Annotated in this window: 13 protein-coding genes; 4 read left to right on the top strand and 9 right to left on the bottom strand. The window is 64.7% G+C overall.

Annotated elements, in window-relative coordinates:
• Positions 1-72: 72 nt before the first annotated feature.
• Positions 73-594, bottom strand: coding sequence for a hypothetical protein (locus LGM71_RS10480; protein ID WP_226114810.1), 522 nt, complete (start codon positions 592-594; stop codon positions 73-75).
• Between the two features lie 169 nt (positions 595-763).
• On the opposite strand from LGM71_RS10480, the gene LGM71_RS10475 reads away from it, so the two are divergent.
• From LGM71_RS10475 to LGM71_RS10465, 3 genes are read left to right on the top strand one after another with little or no spacing between them, the layout of a single operon-like run.
• The gene (locus LGM71_RS10475; protein ID WP_226114809.1) at positions 764-1,426 is read left to right on the top strand and encodes a LemA family protein; all 663 of its coding nucleotides are present in this window, start codon (positions 764-766) and stop codon (positions 1,424-1,426) included.
• On the top strand, positions 1,423-2,277 hold the full coding sequence (locus LGM71_RS10470; protein ID WP_413226863.1) for a TPM domain-containing protein: 855 nt from the start codon (positions 1,423-1,425) through the stop codon (positions 2,275-2,277). Before LGM71_RS10475 ends, LGM71_RS10470 begins: the two co-directional genes overlap by 4 nt.
• A 2-nt stretch (positions 2,278-2,279) precedes the next feature.
• Positions 2,280-2,777 carry a TPM domain-containing protein gene (locus tag LGM71_RS10465; protein ID WP_124621018.1) on the top strand — a complete coding sequence of 166 codons (498 nt, stop codon included), beginning with the start codon at positions 2,280-2,282 and terminating at the stop codon, positions 2,775-2,777.
• 679 nt (positions 2,778-3,456) lie between these two features.
• Here the strand turns inward: LGM71_RS10465 and glmS are convergent.
• The 7 genes from glmS to LGM71_RS10430 form a co-directional block, all read right to left on the bottom strand.
• Positions 3,457-5,274 (bottom strand): glutamine--fructose-6-phosphate transaminase (isomerizing), encoded by a 1,818-nt coding sequence (glmS, locus tag LGM71_RS10460; protein ID WP_124621016.1) that lies wholly within the window; start codon positions 5,272-5,274, stop codon positions 3,457-3,459.
• A 47-nt stretch (positions 5,275-5,321) separates the two neighbouring features.
• Complete coding sequence (locus LGM71_RS10455) at positions 5,322-6,410, bottom strand: hypothetical protein (RefSeq protein ID WP_124621014.1); 1,089 nt, start codon at positions 6,408-6,410, stop codon at positions 5,322-5,324.
• A 91-nt stretch (positions 6,411-6,501) separates the two neighbouring features.
• Complete coding sequence (locus LGM71_RS10450; RefSeq protein WP_226114808.1) at positions 6,502-8,655, bottom strand: polysaccharide deacetylase family protein; 2,154 nt, start codon at positions 8,653-8,655, stop codon at positions 6,502-6,504.
• A gap of 309 nt (positions 8,656-8,964) precedes the next feature.
• The gene (locus tag LGM71_RS10445) at positions 8,965-9,735 is read right to left on the bottom strand and encodes a hypothetical protein (protein ID WP_226114807.1); all 771 of its coding nucleotides are present in this window, start codon (positions 9,733-9,735) and stop codon (positions 8,965-8,967) included.
• A gap of 14 nt (positions 9,736-9,749) precedes the next feature.
• Complete coding sequence (locus tag LGM71_RS10440) at positions 9,750-10,766, bottom strand: YaiO family outer membrane beta-barrel protein (protein WP_226114806.1); 1,017 nt, start codon at positions 10,764-10,766, stop codon at positions 9,750-9,752.
• Between the two features lie 11 nt (positions 10,767-10,777).
• Positions 10,778-11,773, bottom strand: coding sequence for a polymer-forming cytoskeletal protein (locus tag LGM71_RS10435; protein WP_226114805.1), 996 nt, complete (start codon positions 11,771-11,773; stop codon positions 10,778-10,780).
• A 3-nt stretch (positions 11,774-11,776) separates the two neighbouring features.
• Positions 11,777-13,312 (bottom strand): glycosyltransferase family 2 protein, encoded by a 1,536-nt coding sequence (locus LGM71_RS10430; protein WP_151048343.1) that lies wholly within the window; start codon positions 13,310-13,312, stop codon positions 11,777-11,779.
• A gap of 1,244 nt (positions 13,313-14,556) precedes the next feature.
• Here LGM71_RS10430 and wecB point away from each other — a divergent pair.
• Entirely contained in the window at positions 14,557-15,774 is a 1,218-nt protein-coding gene (gene wecB, locus LGM71_RS10425; protein WP_226114804.1) for a non-hydrolyzing UDP-N-acetylglucosamine 2-epimerase, read from the top strand.
• Positions 15,775-15,895: 121 nt separating this feature from the next.
• Here the strand turns inward: wecB and LGM71_RS10420 are convergent, their stop codons facing one another.
• Positions 15,896-16,684 carry a hypothetical protein gene (locus LGM71_RS10420; protein ID WP_226114803.1) on the bottom strand — a complete coding sequence of 263 codons (789 nt, stop codon included), beginning with the start codon at positions 16,682-16,684 and terminating at the stop codon, positions 15,896-15,898.
• Between the last annotated feature and the right edge of the window lie 83 nt (positions 16,685-16,767).

Here is a 16,767-nt window from a genome sequence, read left to right as displayed (position 1 = left end):
CCGTGCTACGACGTGAGTTACCTTTACCGAGACTAGCCGGCACCTCGGTTGCGTACAGTGCGTACTATATTGTCAAATCATCAGAGGGCGCCACCGACGACGGAGCAATGTGTCGGGCATCATCATCTGCATCATATCCATGCGCATTTCCATGCTCCCCTGCCGCGATGACATCGGCATACTGGACGAGTGAGCACTCGTCATTTCCATCATGCACATGCCGTTTTGCATGACTTTCATTTGCTCGTCCATCAGGGCAACGCGTTCTTGAGGCGTCTTGGCGTTCGTCATCTTTTCGTGCATGACGCGCATGGCCTGCATTTGGTCGTCCGCTTCGCGGTTTGACTTGATCGGCGCTTTTTCGGCTGCTTTGTTCGGATGATGGGCATCGTCGGCGGCCGCCGCCGTACCACCGATTGCAACGGCACTGACCATGCCGACAGTCGCAATTGCAATTGCGAGTTTTTGCGGGAATGCCGCCTTGTTCTCCGTGAGCATGGTTCTTGAGCGCTGGTCGAACCCTAGAATCACTCTATGCCGACGCCCCTTCGATGGCTTGACGTGGCTCAACGGATCACGCATCGAATTCTTCATATGTAGCGCGGCCGTAGAGCCGACATGCGACCGAGACGGTGCATCACTCCGGGCACGCTCGACAATGCAGCATTGACGTGCATCAACCCTGCGACCGCCGAGCTACATACGATAGGCAGTGCACCGGTGAGCGGCGGAATGCCGGGGAATACAGGACAGAGGCGCGTCCATGTCGACAAATTTCGCAGCAATCTCCACACGGCGCCGTCTGGCCCGCGCACTTCTGACAGGCGCATTGGCGCTGAGCCTGCTGTCTCTCTCAGGGTGTGGCTATAACGCCATCCAGAGCGAAGACGAACAGGTGAAAGCCAGTTGGTCAGAAGTTCTAAATCAGTATCAACGGCGTGCCGACCTTGTTCCCAACCTCGTCAACACAGTGAAGGGGTACGCGGACCAGGAAAAGGAAGTGCTGGTCCGTGTGACTGAGGCCCGGGCGCAAGTGGGTTCGATTCGCGCCACACCCGAACTCATTGCCGACCCGCAGGCTTTCGCAAAGTTTGAAGCGGCACAGGGGCAGCTCACGTCGTCTCTGTCACGTCTGCTCGCGGTATCGGAGAACTATCCGCAATTGAAGTCGGATGCGAACTTCCGCGACCTGCAGGCGCAGCTCGAGGGTACGGAAAATCGCATTGCCGTGGCCCGCAATCGATACATTCGCGCCGTCCAGACGTACAACACGACGGTACGCTCCTTCCCGAACAATTTGACTGCAAAGGCATTCGGCTATCTGGAACGTCCCAACTTCTCGGTGAGCAACGAAGCCGAGATTTCCAAACCGCCGCGGGTCGACTTCGGTTCGACGCCGGCATCTGCAGGCAGGGGTTCCAATTGAACGTGTTCCGGCTGGCGACGGCCGTCGTCTTGGCTTTCTTTTTCTTGGGGGCTGCCTGCGCCCATGCCGACGTCGTTGTCCCGCCGCTGACATCGAGAGTAACCGATGAGACTGGAACCCTGACCAGCGACCAGATGGCCAGCCTTGAGAAGACGTTGAGAGAGTTCGAGGCGAAAAGAGGAGCGCAGATTTCAGTTCTCGTCGTTCCGACCACGGAGCCCGAAACCATCGAACAGTATTCGATGCGAGTCGTCGAGCAATGGAAGCTTGGGCGCAAGAATGTCGACGACGGCGCGCTCCTGATTGTCGCCAAGAACGACCGAACGCTTCGAATCGAGGTCGGATACGGCCTCGAAGGCGTGCTCACCGACGCGACGAGCAATCGCATCATCAACGAGGCGATAGTTCCGCGGTTCCGAAACGGAGATTTCTACGGCGGCATCACTGCCGGCGTCGACGGCATGATGCGCGTCACCAGCGGCGAGCAGTTACCTCCGCCGCAGCGGCGATATCAGACGAGCGACGGCGCCGGACGGTTGCTTCCGGTCCTCTTCCTCCTGACGGTCATGGCGGGCGGCCTTCTGCGCGCCATGCTCGGGAGACTGCCGGGTGCGGCCGTTACGGGCGGAGTCGTCGGAGTGCTCGCATGGGTTTTATCGGGGGCGCTCTTTATCGCCATCGCGGCAGGGCTGATGGCGCTGCTCTTCACGTTGCTGGGCGGCGGGATGGGAGCGGCGGGTGGGCGCTTCATTGGCGGTAGCGGTGGCCGTTTCGGTCGTGATTCGAATCGCGACATCTTTCGCGGAGGCGGCGGAGGCTTCGGCGGCGGTGGCGCATCGGGACGGTGGTGAGCATGGACCTGAAACGCCTGTTCCGGCATCTCTTCACGACCCACTGGCGGGTCAACAGCGCATTCTCACGGCGGGAGCTTATCGCTATTGAAGAGGCTGTACGTATGAGTCATCGCGCGCACGTAGGTCAAGTCAGGTTTGCTGTAGAGGGTGCGCTGCACATCCGCGCATTACTGAAGGGCACATCTGCGAGGGACCGTGCCATCGAGGTTTTCTCGGACCTCCGGGTTTGGGACACGGAGCACAACAACGGCATTCTTATCTACCTGCTTCTTGCGGACCGCGACGTCGAAATCGTCGCGGACCGCGGCATCCACGCCAAGGTGGATGGCCGCGAATGGGAAGCGATTTGCCAGGCCATGGAGGCGCACTTCCGGCAAGGCCGTTATCGGTCCGGTGTTCTGCGAGGTATCGAGCAGGTGACCGAGCTGCTGCAAAAACACTTTCCACGTCACGGCCCGCGGCTCGATGATCTTTCGAGTGCGCCCGTCGTGATGTGAGTTCCGCCGCTTGACATCGGTTCTCTTCTCGGGCGGAAATTGGCAGCATCAGCGCCCAAGAGATGTCTTGTTGCCTTCCCGATCGCGCGTTGTCCTGTCCGTCAATTCGGGCCAAACTCCTTTGCCAGTAAGGTGTAAAGGAGAGTGCAACGGGTTGCCGTCTGCCGAAGTGGCTGACTATCGCTTCTTTTGTGCCAAGCGTTTTCGACGCTTTCTGCTGTATTCGCTTCCTGCAGCTTGCGTAACGCATTGTCCGAGTACCTCGGATGTCGCTGACTACCACACTCGAACACCAGCATGTTTGCCGGGTTCGGATCCACATCGACGTAGTCCCGTAGAGCCTTACACTTTTGGGGCGGCAAGCTTTAGCTTCTCTGCCACGTGTTGATGACTTAGGTAGTACTTCTTCTGAAAGGCGCCTTCGCGAATGGCTGCCGCCGCATCGGGATGCATCGCCTGAAACAACGCGTACGGGAGCGCCTTGTTTCTTTGTGAACCGCACCTTGACGGTTGGGCCTTCGCCAGCGACGTCGCTGGCTAACCCGTTGACATTAATTCTGGTTACGCCATGTCGGGCAACGCTCATCGCCAGGCAGGAGCCTCCGAAACCGAAACCGAATCGAGGCCCCGTAACCGAAATTGATGCAACTCGGCAGTCTCGTCGACATCGCACCACCCGCTACTCTACCGTCACCGATTTCGCCAGGTTCCTCGGCTTGTCGATATCCGCGCCGCGCAGGCACGCGGCGTGATACGCGAGCAGTTGAAGCGGCACGACGTGCAGGATCGGCGACAGCAGCCCGTAGTAATCCGGCATTCGCAGCACCGACACGCCTTCGCTGTTATCGATCCGCGTATCGGCATCGGCGAATACGTAAAGCTGCCCGCCCCGCGCCCGCACTTCCTGCATGTTCGACTTGAGCTTCTCGAGCAGCGCGTCGTTCGGCGCAATCGTCGCGACCGGCATTGCGTGCGTCACGAGCGCAAGCGGCCCGTGCTTCAGTTCGCCGGCCGGATACGCTTCCGCGTGGATGTACGAAATCTCCTTCAGCTTCAGCGCCCCTTCGAGCGCGATCGGGTAATGCAGCCCGCGCCCGAGGAACAGCGCGTTCTCGTGCCGCGAGAATTCCGCGGCCCAGCGCTCGATCTGCTGTTCGAGCGTGAGCACATCCTCGAGCGCGCTCGGCAGCCGTCGCAACTGCGTCGTATAACGCGCGAGCTGCGCATCGTCGACGTAGCCGCGCAGCCGGCCGAGCGTCACCGCGAGTATGAACAGCGCGACGAGCTGCGTCGTGAACGCCTTGGTCGACGCGACGCCGATTTCCGGGCCCGCGCGCGTCAGGAACCGCAGGCCGGTCTGACGCATCATCGCGCTGGTCGGCACGTTGCAGATCGCCAGCGTATCGATGTGGCCGAGCGCCTGCGCATACTTGAGCGCGGCGAGCGTGTCGGCAGTCTCGCCGGATTGCGACACGCTGACCACCAGCGTATTCGGCAGCGCGAGCGCGTCGCTGTAACGGTATTCGCTCGCGATCTCGACCTGCGCGGGCAGCCGCGCGATCGTCTCGAGCCAGCGGCGCGCGGTCAGGCCGGAATAGTGACTCGTGCCGCACGCGAGAATCAGCACGTTGTCGATCTGTTCGAACGCGCGCGCTGCATCCGGGCCGAATATCGCCGGATCGAACAGCCCCGCATCGGGAATCGTCGCGGCCACGGCCTGAGGTTGCTCGAAAATCTCCTTCTGCATGAAATGCCGGTACGGCCCGAGCTCGACCGCGGCCTGCGCCGACGAGACGGTCTGGATCGGGCGATCGACCGGCGTGCCGCCGCGCTCGAGGATTCGCACACCGCCCGGCGTCAGTTCGACGATGTCGCCTTCCTCGAGAAAGATGAAGCGATCGGTGATGCCGGCGAGCGCGAGCGCGTCGGACGCGAGAAAGCATTCGTCATCCTTCAGACCGACGACGAGCGGCGATCCCACCCGCGCGCCGATCAGCCGCTGCGGCTCATGCTTGCTGAACACCGCGATCGCGTAGGCGCCGTGCAGCTGCGACGTCGCATCGCGCACGGCGGCGAGCAGATCGCCGCGATACTTGCTGTGGATCAGATGGGCAACGACCTCCGTATCGGTCTGACCATCGAACTGGTAGTTCTCGTCAGACAGTTGCCTGCGCAACGTTTCATGATTCTCGATGATGCCGTTGTGCACGAGCGCGATTTCGTCGCGCGAGAAGATCGGATGCGCATTGCAGGTCGCGGGCGCGCCATGCGTCGCCCAGCGGGTGTGCGCGATGCCGGTGCTGCCGGACAGCCCGGCGCTGCGCACGTGCGCGTCGAGATCGGCGACGCGCGACACGCTGCGCTCTCGGCGCGCCTGCCCGTCGACGACGGTCGCCACGCCGCATGAATCGTAGCCGCGATATTCGAGGCGGCGCAAACCTTCAATCAGAATCGGAACGATGTTCCGTTGCGCGACCGCGCCGACGATGCCACACATGACACGTCTCCTTCCCTGTTTCCGTTCATCGACCGTGCGCCGTCGTGTCAGCGCGATCCGGTCACCGTTACCTCCGCCGTCGTGAACCCGCATTTGGCGGGTGCGAGCGGATCGGTCATCCGGCTTTCGAATGCCAGGTACAGCGCTTCCTCCAGTACGTTCCAGTGCGCGCCATGACGGTACGGGCCCGAGCGCGCATACCAGCAGGCGACGGTGCTCCAGTCGTTCATCTTGTAGGCGACCAGCGCGATCAGCCCCCACGGAAAATCGGAGCCGGCGAGTTGCATCCAGGTCTTGCCGTACTTCTGCATCCACTGCGCATAGATCGTCTCGTTCGACTGGTCAGGCACCTGGATGCCGGACAGGATCGGAAAGATCTGCGCGACTTTCGCCGGATAGAAGCTCGTGTCGCTGATCTTCTGCGTGCTCGCGCGAAAGCCGGATTGCGTGCCGCGCCAGAACACCTTGACGATCGCGGACGACAGCCGGTCGGCGCGCTGGCTCCACGGCCCCGCATGCACGTAGTCGGCGCGGCGCACGTAATACGCGGCGAGCGCCTGGAACGCGCTGTGCACCTCGACGTTATCCATCAGCAGCGCGACATGCAGCGACGACGAAATCTGATAGACGCCGCTCGCCTTGTCGAGCAGCGTGTCCAGGTGCGCGCCCGCGCGGTTCAGGCTGAGTTCCCAGGCCGCCGGCATCCCGTCGGGCGGCGCAAAGCGCGCGAGCAGCTCGATCCAGGTCGCCATCATCGCGTCGTCCGCGTCGGCTTCCGCGCACGGGCTGGTCAGTCCGCTCTTCACGCAGAAGCGGTCGAATCCGCCGTCCAGACGCTGGCGTGGCAACACCCATGCGATCCATGCGAGTGCCGCCTGACGGGCATCCATGCGAGTGTCGGCGGCGGCAAGCAGCGCCTTCGCCGCGAAATATGGATCGATGCCGGCGCCGTTCAGGCGCACGGTGATCGCACCGTCCGGGCGTTGATACAACCCGTTCAGCTGAAGTTCGGCGGCGCCCGCGTGCAGCACGGAGCAGCACGCGGCGACGCAACAGGCAACGCGCCACGCATGGCACTGCCTGACGAAGGCCGCCACGCACGCGCGTGCGGCCGGGAAAAGCGCGGGCCGGTTCATGATGGGGGGGCTCCTGCGCGGTAGTCCTGCGCAATTCGCCGGGCGCGGCGTTGGCCGCGTCGCGCGCCGGCGAGTGTATCGATGTTGCGGCTCAGTGCACCTTGGCGCTGGTGAACTTGAGGCTGGTGCCGCTATTCGCGGTTACGAGCCAGTACGTCGAGTCGGTGATATTCACGCTGCCGCTGCCTTGCGTGATGATCGGCAACGCATACGCAGCCTTCGGCAGCAGCCACGTCATGTTCGTCAGGCTCGTCGGGTGGCTGGCCGAGAATGCCCAGCCGCTGCCCGTGTCGGTGGCCGACCACGTGACGTTCAGGCGCGCCCGGTCGAAGATCGTAATGTCGCTCATCGTGTACCAGCGGAACTGTCCCGCGAGCTTCAGCATATTGGCTTGCGTGAAGATCGCGGACAACGTCGACGGGTAGAACGACGCGCCATACGGGTGCGCATAGATCAGCCGGCTCGTGTGGTTCGCGACGACGAAGTTCATCAGCGCGGCGTACCAGTTGTTCACGTCGGTCGTCGGCACCGCGTACTGCTGGAATTCCTCGAACGTCGCGTACTTGCCGAACGGCATCACGGGGTAAGCCCACAGGCCCGGGTTCAGCAGCGCACCGTTGCGATATGCGCGGGTCGGTGCCGAGCCGGTGTGACCGGTGAAGTAGTACCCGTTGAAGCCATTGCTTTCGAGCCAGTTCACCGACCAGGTCGGCGTGTTGCCTTCCGGCGCCGCGTACTCGACATCGGGCAGGGCCGTCGCGGCCTGAACGGCCTGGTGGTTCATCACGAGGTACTGCGTGAACGTGCTCGCGTTCGTTTCGCTCGCATTCGCCCCCCAGTAGTCGTGAATCCAGCCGCCGTGGCTGCCGACGCGATGCCCCCTGCTGGTGAAGTACTTGAGGAGATTCTGCGCCGTCGGGTTGTTGGCGAGATTGATGCCGTCGCCGTCGCCGAAAGTCGCTTCGTCGGGCCCGGCAGTGACCACGATCGAGAACGGTCCGTTGTTCCACACGCCGAGGCTCTTCAGATAGAGCGCCGGCTGGATCTGGTCGCCCGCGCAGAAGTGCCAGTTGAACACGAGCCCGGCCTGCGCCTTCGGCAGCGGCGACAGCGACGGCAGGTTCAGCATCTGCGTGCCGAAATAATGCAGGTAACCGTGGATCAGCATCCCGTCGGTCTGGCCGTCGAGGTAGGCGAGCGGCAGGTTGACGAACAGCACGCCGCCGTTGCCGTACGGGTTGTAGCCGGACACCAGCCCGAAGGTCGGCGACGTCAGGATCGTCGTGCCCGAATACGTGCCCTGCGTCACGAAGCTCGGATAGGTCAGAAAGCCGTACACGTAGCCGGAGATGCCTTCGAGCGTGTCGGTGGTGGCCAGCGTGGACGCAAGCGCGGTCGTGGTCTTGCTGGTCGAGGTGCTCAGCAGCGAACCGGCGCTATACGTGGTGGTCTTCTTCAGCTTGCCGGTCACGGTGCCGGTCAGCTTCGGCAGCGTCTGGGTCAGCACGCCGCTGCCGGTGGGCGGCGTCGTGTACTGGAACCATGCCTGGTGGTTGTAATTGGCGAGGCCGCCCGGGTTCGACGGGCTGGCGGGCAGGAACAGCGCGTTGGTGCCCGACGTCGACGCAGACGTCTTCGACGAGCCGGAGCTGCTCGTCGACGCGAACGAAGTCGTAGGGCTGGCGGCCGTGGTCGCCGAAGTCGTCGTCGTCCATGCCATCGACTTGCCGGGGGGCACCTGCAGCGTGCGCAGCCAGCTGCTCATGCCGGTCACGTTGCCGAGGCCGATCATGTTGCCGCCGTATTGGTCATACAACACGTAGTCGACGCCGACCATGTTGCTGAAACGAGACTTCGGGCTCACGTAGAATCCGGCCGAATTCAGTACGCCGAAATCGTAGACGAGCATCACCTTGCCGCCGTTCAGCGCGTAGTTCTGGATCGCCGTCACGAGCGTGTCGTCGGCCGTCGTATGAACCTGGTCCGGCAGGATCAGGCCGGGATACTGCGACAGCGACGACCCGGCGGCCATGAACTGGCTGTCGGTCATCACCTTGATCTGCAACCCTTCCTCCTGCGCGGTATCGAGCCACGCGGACACGCGAGGATCAGGCAGCGTCAGCGTGTCGGGCACCAACAGGAGAAGCTGGTTGGTGGCCGCCCGAACGCCGCCCGGACTGAACGCGAACGCCAGCGCGAACAGCGCGAATAGTATCCGCAAGAACTTGCCTGACTTTGCCAACATGGTGTGCTCCTCGCTCAAGGAATGGGTGGCGCCACAGCAGCGATGAGCGTGCCGCCAGCTCGGCCCACCTTGCCCGGTAGATGTGTGCGGTTGCCCAGTTCGTCGAACATCGAGAGACGTCGGCCATCGGCGGCCGAGCCGTCTTTTCCGTTGGAAACGAATCGATGCGACGCAGGAAGAGAAGCGAACAACGTGCCATTGGCTCCGGAAGCCCTGTCGTGCTCGCTCCGTGCGTCGCGTGCCGTGCGGTGCGGCAAAAAACGCGGCCGATTCGTTTCACCACTGATACGGCGGCGTTTTCACGCGCCATCAGCGCGAATCGTCGGACGGATTCGTCAGCGAGCCGGGCCAGCTCGCGCAGTAGGTGTAGAGCGTGACGAGCAGGCCGATCAGCAGCGGGCCGCCGAGGAGGAAATAGCAGAACGGCAGGAACAGCAACGAGCCATGGTGGATGACAACCGCGTGCAGCAGCATCACGAACGGCAGCGCAAACACGAAGTAGCCGACCACGAGAAGCGATGCGGCGATCTTCTGCAGCAGCGTGAAATCGAGCGGATAGTACAGCGCCGCCATCACCAGCGGAATCAGCGTGATCGCCGCGCCGTGCAGCACGAACATGTCACGCAGATGCAGCATCGGCAAATACGGGAACGCGCCCGGTGCGAACCAGAAATACGCGCAGATCAGCAGCTGCGTGAAGCTCGCGATACGTAACAGATATGCAACGGGCAACCAGTTCGCACGCCGGAAGAACGACGCGCCGAAGCCGATCGCGCATAGCACGGCGGTCACGGCAAGCTGCGTGCCGCTCGGCATTCGCGCGGCGAGATCGATCGACAGCAGCAGTACGCGCGGCGCATCGGGCGGGTAGCCGATCACGATCACGTGCAATGCCGGATCGATCTCGTGCGCCCCCCACGTCATGACCGCGCGCCAGTAGCGCCACGCGAGCGGCAGACCGAGCCACAGCAACGCATAGAGCGTCGGGGTCAGCAGCACGATCGACATCAGCCAGCGCTGCGGATGCGGGTGGATCCGCAGCGAACGGTCGACGGAAGGACGGACGGGATGCGTCTGCATGGCGTCCGCTCCCGCTACCAGCGATAGAACACGCTCAGCTCGCCGCCGATCCGTGAATAGTAGGGGTTATGGTAGTAGTCGAACTCGACTTGCGTACCCCACTTGCGCGTGAACCAGTAGCGCCATTTCGCGCTCATTTCATGACTGCGGAAATCGGCGATCTGCGAACCGGATCCGGTGACCTGGTACGCCTCGCGCCCGAACCCGCCACGCAGCGTGATCACGCTCTTGCCGACCTCGCCGTAGGTGACCGCGCCGTAGTATTGCGGCGCCTTCACCGACCCCGGCGAATCGACCGTGTAGTTGGTACCCGCCTCGAAGATCCACTTCGGCAGCGCATACCAGATCAGGCCCGCGTGATACAGCTGATCCCTGTGGCCGCTGCGGTTCCATGCATAGCCCGCGCCCAGCGACACGATCAGCGACCGGTTGGACAGTAGCTTGCGGTTGATCGAGAGGTCGACGCGCGCGCTCGGCAGGATCGTCCCGGACGTGGTGCCGGAAAAACCGATGCCGCCGAACCAGTCCGGTCCCAGGTCCTGCACATACGTCAATGCGCCCAGCTGCGTGCTCTCGCCGAAGCGATGCAGCTGCGCCAGCTCGCCGAGTATCGTGCGACCACCGTCCTGATAGACGCCGCGCACGTGCACGCCGTACCAGTCGCCATACCCGTGCGTCAGGTGTGCGCTGGACACGCCGAGCGACATCTCGGCATGCCGTTCGCTCGGCGCCTGCACGTGCGCGATCACGGCGTCTGGCAACGGCGGCCGGTTCGTATCGTCAGGCGAGAATTCCGCGAGCGACGTGCCGTCCGGCAGGCCATCGGCGGACACGCGCACGAACGCGGGCGTGTCGAGCATGCGCGGCACGATGACGGGCACGGCGGCGTCGGGCGGCTGCGCGGGTGCCGGCGCGCCGGCATCATCCGGCTGCGCCGCGAGCACCGGCAGCGGGCCGACGGCAACGCCGCACAGCACCGCCAGTGCGGCGACCGGTGCGCGCGAGCGGCGACGGCGGGATCGATCGGACATGGAGGTGCTCCTTAACGGGATGCATGGAACCAGCCGCTGCGGCATGCGACGAGGTCGCCGTGCACGCATGCATGGCCGACGACCGAGACGTCGCGCGCACAGGCGCTGACAGGATGACCGGTGACGCCGATGCGCGCGCCGGTCAGACGCAGCAGCCCACCAGCCGACACGACGCCGTCGATGCAGCTGCCGCTGGCGAGCAGCACGTCGTCCCGCGCGAACACCGAGCCGTGCAGGAATGCATGGCGCTCGAGCTCGACGCGATGCGCCTTGACGCTGCCGCGCAGCACGCAGCCGTCACCGAGCACCAGCGTGCCGTCCACGACGAGGTTGCCCTGCACGACCGTATGTGCGGGCAGACGCACGTCGCAGGAGAGCAGGTAGCGGCCGTGCACGTAGCGATGCGGCAGCCTGGAAAAGTGGCGCGTCAGCGAGACCGCACGGCGCGGCGCGACGGCCGTATCGTCGGCCGGTAGCACCGGCACCTTGCCGAAGACGATCGGCTCGCCGTACAGGCACGCGAAGCCGCCGGCACCATGCAGGTATACCGTCCCGCCCACCACGACGCCGCGCAGCACCGCGCTATCGACGTCGATATGCGGCGCGTGTGCGAGCATGCCGATCGTCGCGCCGGCATGAACGTCGATGCGCTGCTCGGCGAACGCATACGTGGCCCGCGCGCCGCGGTCGAGCGTGATCGCGCGATCGGCGTACAGCACGTCCTCGCAATGCTCGTCGTGCACGACGCGGATCTCGTCGTCATGCCGGACCAGGAGCCCGAGCGCGTGCCACGGCGCCGTCGCGGACGAATCGGCCGGCCGCGCACCGCCCACGTGCACGCGCAGCGCATCGCGCCAGCGCGCGGCGAGCAGCGCCTGATCGACGAACGGCCCGTCGCCGATCGGCAGTGCCGCCACGTCGCTGCGCCGGATCAGCTCGTGCAGCAGCGGCAGGAACGGCAGGCTCAGCACGCCAGCCACCGGCACCATCACATTGAAGGTCGTCATCGTTCACCGCCCCGGTTTCAGTTGCCGGCGAAAGCGCTCGGTCTTGTCCCATTTCAGTTCGCGCCGCAACGCGGCATCGAGCACGAGCCCCCATAGCGCGGAGACCACGGCCGCGATCGTCACGCAAAAACCGACCACGTTGACCGGCACGAGCCGCAGGCGCGTCGCGCGACCGTCGAGCCGCGCGGCGACGACGATCTCGAAGAACACGCCGAAGTTGCCGAAGGTGCTGAACGCGAACAGCGCGAACAACGACACGAGCAGGCCGAGCGCGGTCGAGTTGACGCCATTGAGCAGATAAAGCGTGATCGCGGTGCCCCACGCGATCGCGAGCAGCGCGGGCATCAGGAACACGCCGAGCAGCAGCGCGCCGTCCAGCCGGCAGCGCCGCGAGATCAGCGGATTGCGCAACACCGGACCGAAATAGCGCAGCAGCGTCTGGTTGTGCCCCTTCGCCCAGCGCGTCAGTTGCCGCGCGCGCACTGCCCAGCGCTCGGGCACTTCCTCATAGCATTCGGCGTGATTCAGGTAGACCGTGCGCCAGTCGCTCAGCAGCAGGCGATAGGTCATGTCGGTATCCTCGGCGAGCATGTCGTCGCACCATCCGCCGACCGCATCGAGCGCACCCTTGCGGATGCCGCCGACCGTGCCGCCGTACTGCGGCACCAGGTTCAGGTTGTTGCGCGCCTGCTGGTTGACCTGATAGCCGCCCGCGCGCTCGAGATCGAGCAGCCGCGCGAGCAGGTTGCTGTCGGCGTTCTGCGGCACGACGCGGCCCATTACCGCGCCGACTTCCGGATCGAAGAACGGCGCGACGAGTTCCTTCAACAACCCGGGACGCGGCAGGTAGTCGGCATCGAACACCACCATGATGTCGCCGCGGATGAAGCGCAGCGCGTCCTTCAGCGCGGCCGCCTTGCCCGGCTTGCCGCTCTCGCGGTGAAACGGCTTGATGAGCTCGGGCGCCAGCGCTTGCACCTCGTCGATCAGCGCGCGCGTGTTGTCGGTCGAGCGGTCGTTGACCGGGATGATCGTCAGCCGGTCGTGCGGATAGGTCGTCGCGAGCAGCGCCATCAGGCAATCGACGACGACGGCTTCTTCGTTGTGCGCGGCGACGAACACCGTGAGCCGCGGCCATTCGCCGTGGGTCACCGCCTGATAAGGTGCGTGCTGCGGCTTGAACAGACGGTCGAGACTGAACACGTAATGCCGCGCCGCGTAGACGCAGGTCAGAAGCGTGAACAGCCACAGGTAGGCGACACCGGGGATCAATAGCCAGTCGGGATCGAACGTGACCGGCTCGGTATGGGCTGGCGCCGGTTCGAGCAACGCGTCCGCGTCGGTCGACGCGCGCACCGCGAACGGCGCGGCACCGACATACGCGGTGCTGCGCTCTGCCGCGCCTGCGGCTGGCATGCCGATGCGCACCGCGTCGACGAACGGCCGCGATGCGGTGTCGTGCACGACCTGCGAGCAGGCCAGCACGATCAGCAGCAGGATGCCTTCGACGCAGAGCGACACCGTCCGACGGTTCTTCATGTCCTGGCCCCCGTGCCGGCGACGGCGGCAGCCGAGCGCTTGCGCCCGGGCCGTGAATCGCGCGGATGTCAATGGGAAGTGGCCGCACGTTCGTCGTGCAAGCGCGGGCGTCTTCCGCGCCGGACGAAAGTGTCGTGCCGCTTTCCGGATTCGTTGCTTTGGCGTCCCTGTCCGTCTGCTGTCGTTGGTACACGTCGGAACGCACCTGTCCGCCCAGAACAAGCAAGCGGCGAGCCATCGTCCGCCGGGCCCCGTGCGGCAAGGACCGACGATCAGGCAGCGGGCGCGGCCGGGGCGGCAGCCGAGTGTTTTTGATTCACCGGCGAATCAGCTTTTGGCACGGCATGTGCGGTCGGCATCGCGATCCGTTCGCGTTGCGCGGCGAATTGTCTGTTCATCGCACGTGCGTCGCCTCGAACGATGCCGCTTCGCGACGCGGTCAGTCGCGAAGCGCCGGCGCACGGACCCCGGCCGGGAAACGTGCGCGCTACCACCGGCGCGCGCGCCGGAAGGCCGTCATGCGGGCACGCCAGCCGCATTCCGGCCACGCGTTACAGATACGCAACATTTCGCGCCTGTCGACTCGGGCAGCGCGAGCGATGCGGCACGACGGGCAAGTCATTAGTCCATGAACCGATCAGGATGATCCGCGTCGCGCCTTTCATTGCCCAGACAAAATTCGCATATCGAATCGATTCAATGCGCTTCGAAAGACGGGTACCGTTCGAGCGGCAGTCGACGCTCGAGCCACGCCGCCATTCTTCGAATGACGCGACCGGACCGCTCGCGCGCACGGTCGCCCGTTTATCTGCACCGTGGCCGTCCACCGATGTGACCTCCGTAGCAGTTGTGAAACGTTCCGTAGCGAACCGCGCGTGCCGCGCGAATCGGACCCGGACGCAGGGGCCGCTGGTTTGAATATTGCTGTATGGAAAGCGGGATCACCTTCACGGTGCGCCGGCGCGCGGCAACGCGAATCGTGTGACGGAAGGACGTGGCGATCGACACAGTGAGGAACGCTCATGACGTGATTGACGAGGTTCAAGGGGACCTCCGTAGTCCGACGATTGCGTGGCGGAGACCGCGCGGACAAGAACGGTGCGCTCGCCCCGCCACATCGCTGAATGTCGCGCGGCCGATGCCGGCCGGCGTGGCCGCACGCGGGGACGGGATGGGTCGCCTGCAACCAAGCTTGGCGCCAAATGCCGGGGCTTCCGGCGCGAAGATGCTCAACGAGGAAAACGATGAAGAAGATCTTGCTTGTATTCGGGACCCGGCCGGAAGCCATCAAGATGGCGCCGCTCGTCCGCGCGCTGAAGTCGCGCAAGGATGTCGACGCCCGTGTGTGCGTTACCGCCCAGCATCGGGAAATGCTGGATCAGGTCCTCACCTTGTTCGACATCAAGCCAGACTACGATCTCAATCTGATGCGCCAGAGCCAGACGCTGACCGACGTGACGACCGGCATTCTTCAGGCGATCGGGATCGTCTTCGACGACTTTCACCCCGACGTCGTCCTGGTGCACGGCGACACGACGACGACGCTGGCCGTCAGTCTCGCGGCGTTCTACCGCTATCTGCCGGTCGGACACGTGGAAGCGGGCCTGCGCAGCGGCGACATCTGGTCGCCGTGGCCGGAGGAATTGAATCGCCGCGTAACCGATGCGGTGTCGTCATGGCATTTCGCGCCGACCGGCCAGGCACGCGACAACCTGTTCAGCGAAGGCGTGCCGGTCGGCGCGGTCGTGATGACGGGCAACACCGTGATCGATGCGCTGCACGACGTCAAACGCATGCTCGACCACGATTCCGTGCTCAACGACAAGGTCGCCGCGCACTTTCCTTTTCTCGATCCGTCCCGCCGCGTCGTGCTGATCACCGGCCATCGCCGCGAGAGCTTCGGGGAGCCATTCCGGCATTTCTGCGAGGCACTCTTCACGCTCGCCAACCGCTATCGCGATGCGCAGTTCGTCTATCCGCTGCACCTGAATCCGCACGTGCGCGAGCCGGCGCGTGCGCTGCTCGGCAGCGTGCCGAATATTTACCTGATCGAGCCGCAGGAATACCTTTCGTTCGTATTCCTGATGTCTCGCGCGTATTTCATCATCACCGATTCAGGCGGCATCCAGGAGGAAGGGCCTGCGCTCGGCAAGCCGGTGCTCGTCACGCGCGAGACGACCGAGCGGCCCGAAGCGATCCAGGCCGGTACCGCGCGGCTCGTCGGCACGGACCAGGAGCGAATCGTCTGGGAGGCGTCGCGGCTGTTCGACAGCGAAAGCGCGTACGAGGAAATGGCGCGCGCGAGCAATCCGTATGGCGACGGCCATGCGAGCGAGCGGATCGTTCACGCGCTGATGCATTCGCCAGGCGCGACTGCGAAGGCGACGAGCTTTTCGCTGGGGGCCGCCGAGATGCCGTTCAACGCGCTCACGCTGGGGTTGCAGGCGTTGCGGTCGCCTTGAATCCGGTCATCGGACGATATGCCGACGGGCGACGACGCGCGATGTCGCCGTCCGTCGTTGGTCGGATACGCCGTCCCTCGCCGTCGAATCGCGCCGTGCGAACGCCGACCGCTGCCGTCCGCTACCGGACCACGGCATCGGCCATCGATTGCGCCAGTGCGACGAGCCGCGGGTAGATCCGCTGTGACACCACCTGCCTGGCGAAACACGCCTGCCGCGCGTCCTCGGGCACGCGCCCCACGCTGCACGCCACGATCGGGCGCAGCGTCACGCTCTTCCACTGGATATAAACCCGTTCGCCCTGCCGGACCGACACGGCCAGCGTGTTCGGCCCGTCCGGCACGCCGTCCTGGCTTTCACCCAGCAACCATGCCTTCACCACGCCGTCGGCCGGCTGCCGCTTGACGGGCAACTCGGCGAAGCGAAACGCAGCGGCGTCGTCGCTGAATACGTCCGTGTAAAGCGTTTCATTGTCGAGAATCGCGGCCACGTCGTCCGTCGGCTTGATGCCCGCGTCCGCCGTGCTCGCCCACGCCTTCAGCAGCGGAACCGTCGTCACGACGAGATTCGTCTTGCCGTCGGCCGACTTGAAGGCCAGCCCGTCCGGCCCCGGCGGCACCCCGTCGACAGGGCCGACGCTCTGCACCGTGCCCGCCGCCTTCGCGGCAAACCCTTTCGCCCGCACCGTGCCGATGAGCCGGGCGAGCCGTGCATTCACGTCGGCCGTGTACTGCCGGTCGACACTCGGCCGATCTTCCGTTCGCGCCGCCGCCACGGCCGCCGCGGCCTTCTTCCGATAAGCAAGATACGAATCCGCCGGTGATGCGATCACCTTCGCCCCGACTGCGGCGAGCACCGCCGCGACCACCACCGCCCCTACCCCGACCTTCAGTCTTGAAATGCGCTTCATTTTTATGACGTACCGAATCCCGCGCCGACAGCGAAAACGTCTGCCGTGATCCCGCGGCCGACGTCCCTGAGAAGCGCATCATT

The organism is Burkholderia sp. AU33545, assembly GCF_020419685.1.
GTDB lineage: Bacteria > Pseudomonadota > Gammaproteobacteria > Burkholderiales > Burkholderiaceae > Burkholderia > Burkholderia diffusa.
The sequence above is the reverse complement of the archived record's forward strand: the minus strand, read 5'-3'. Positions and strand labels throughout refer to the sequence as shown.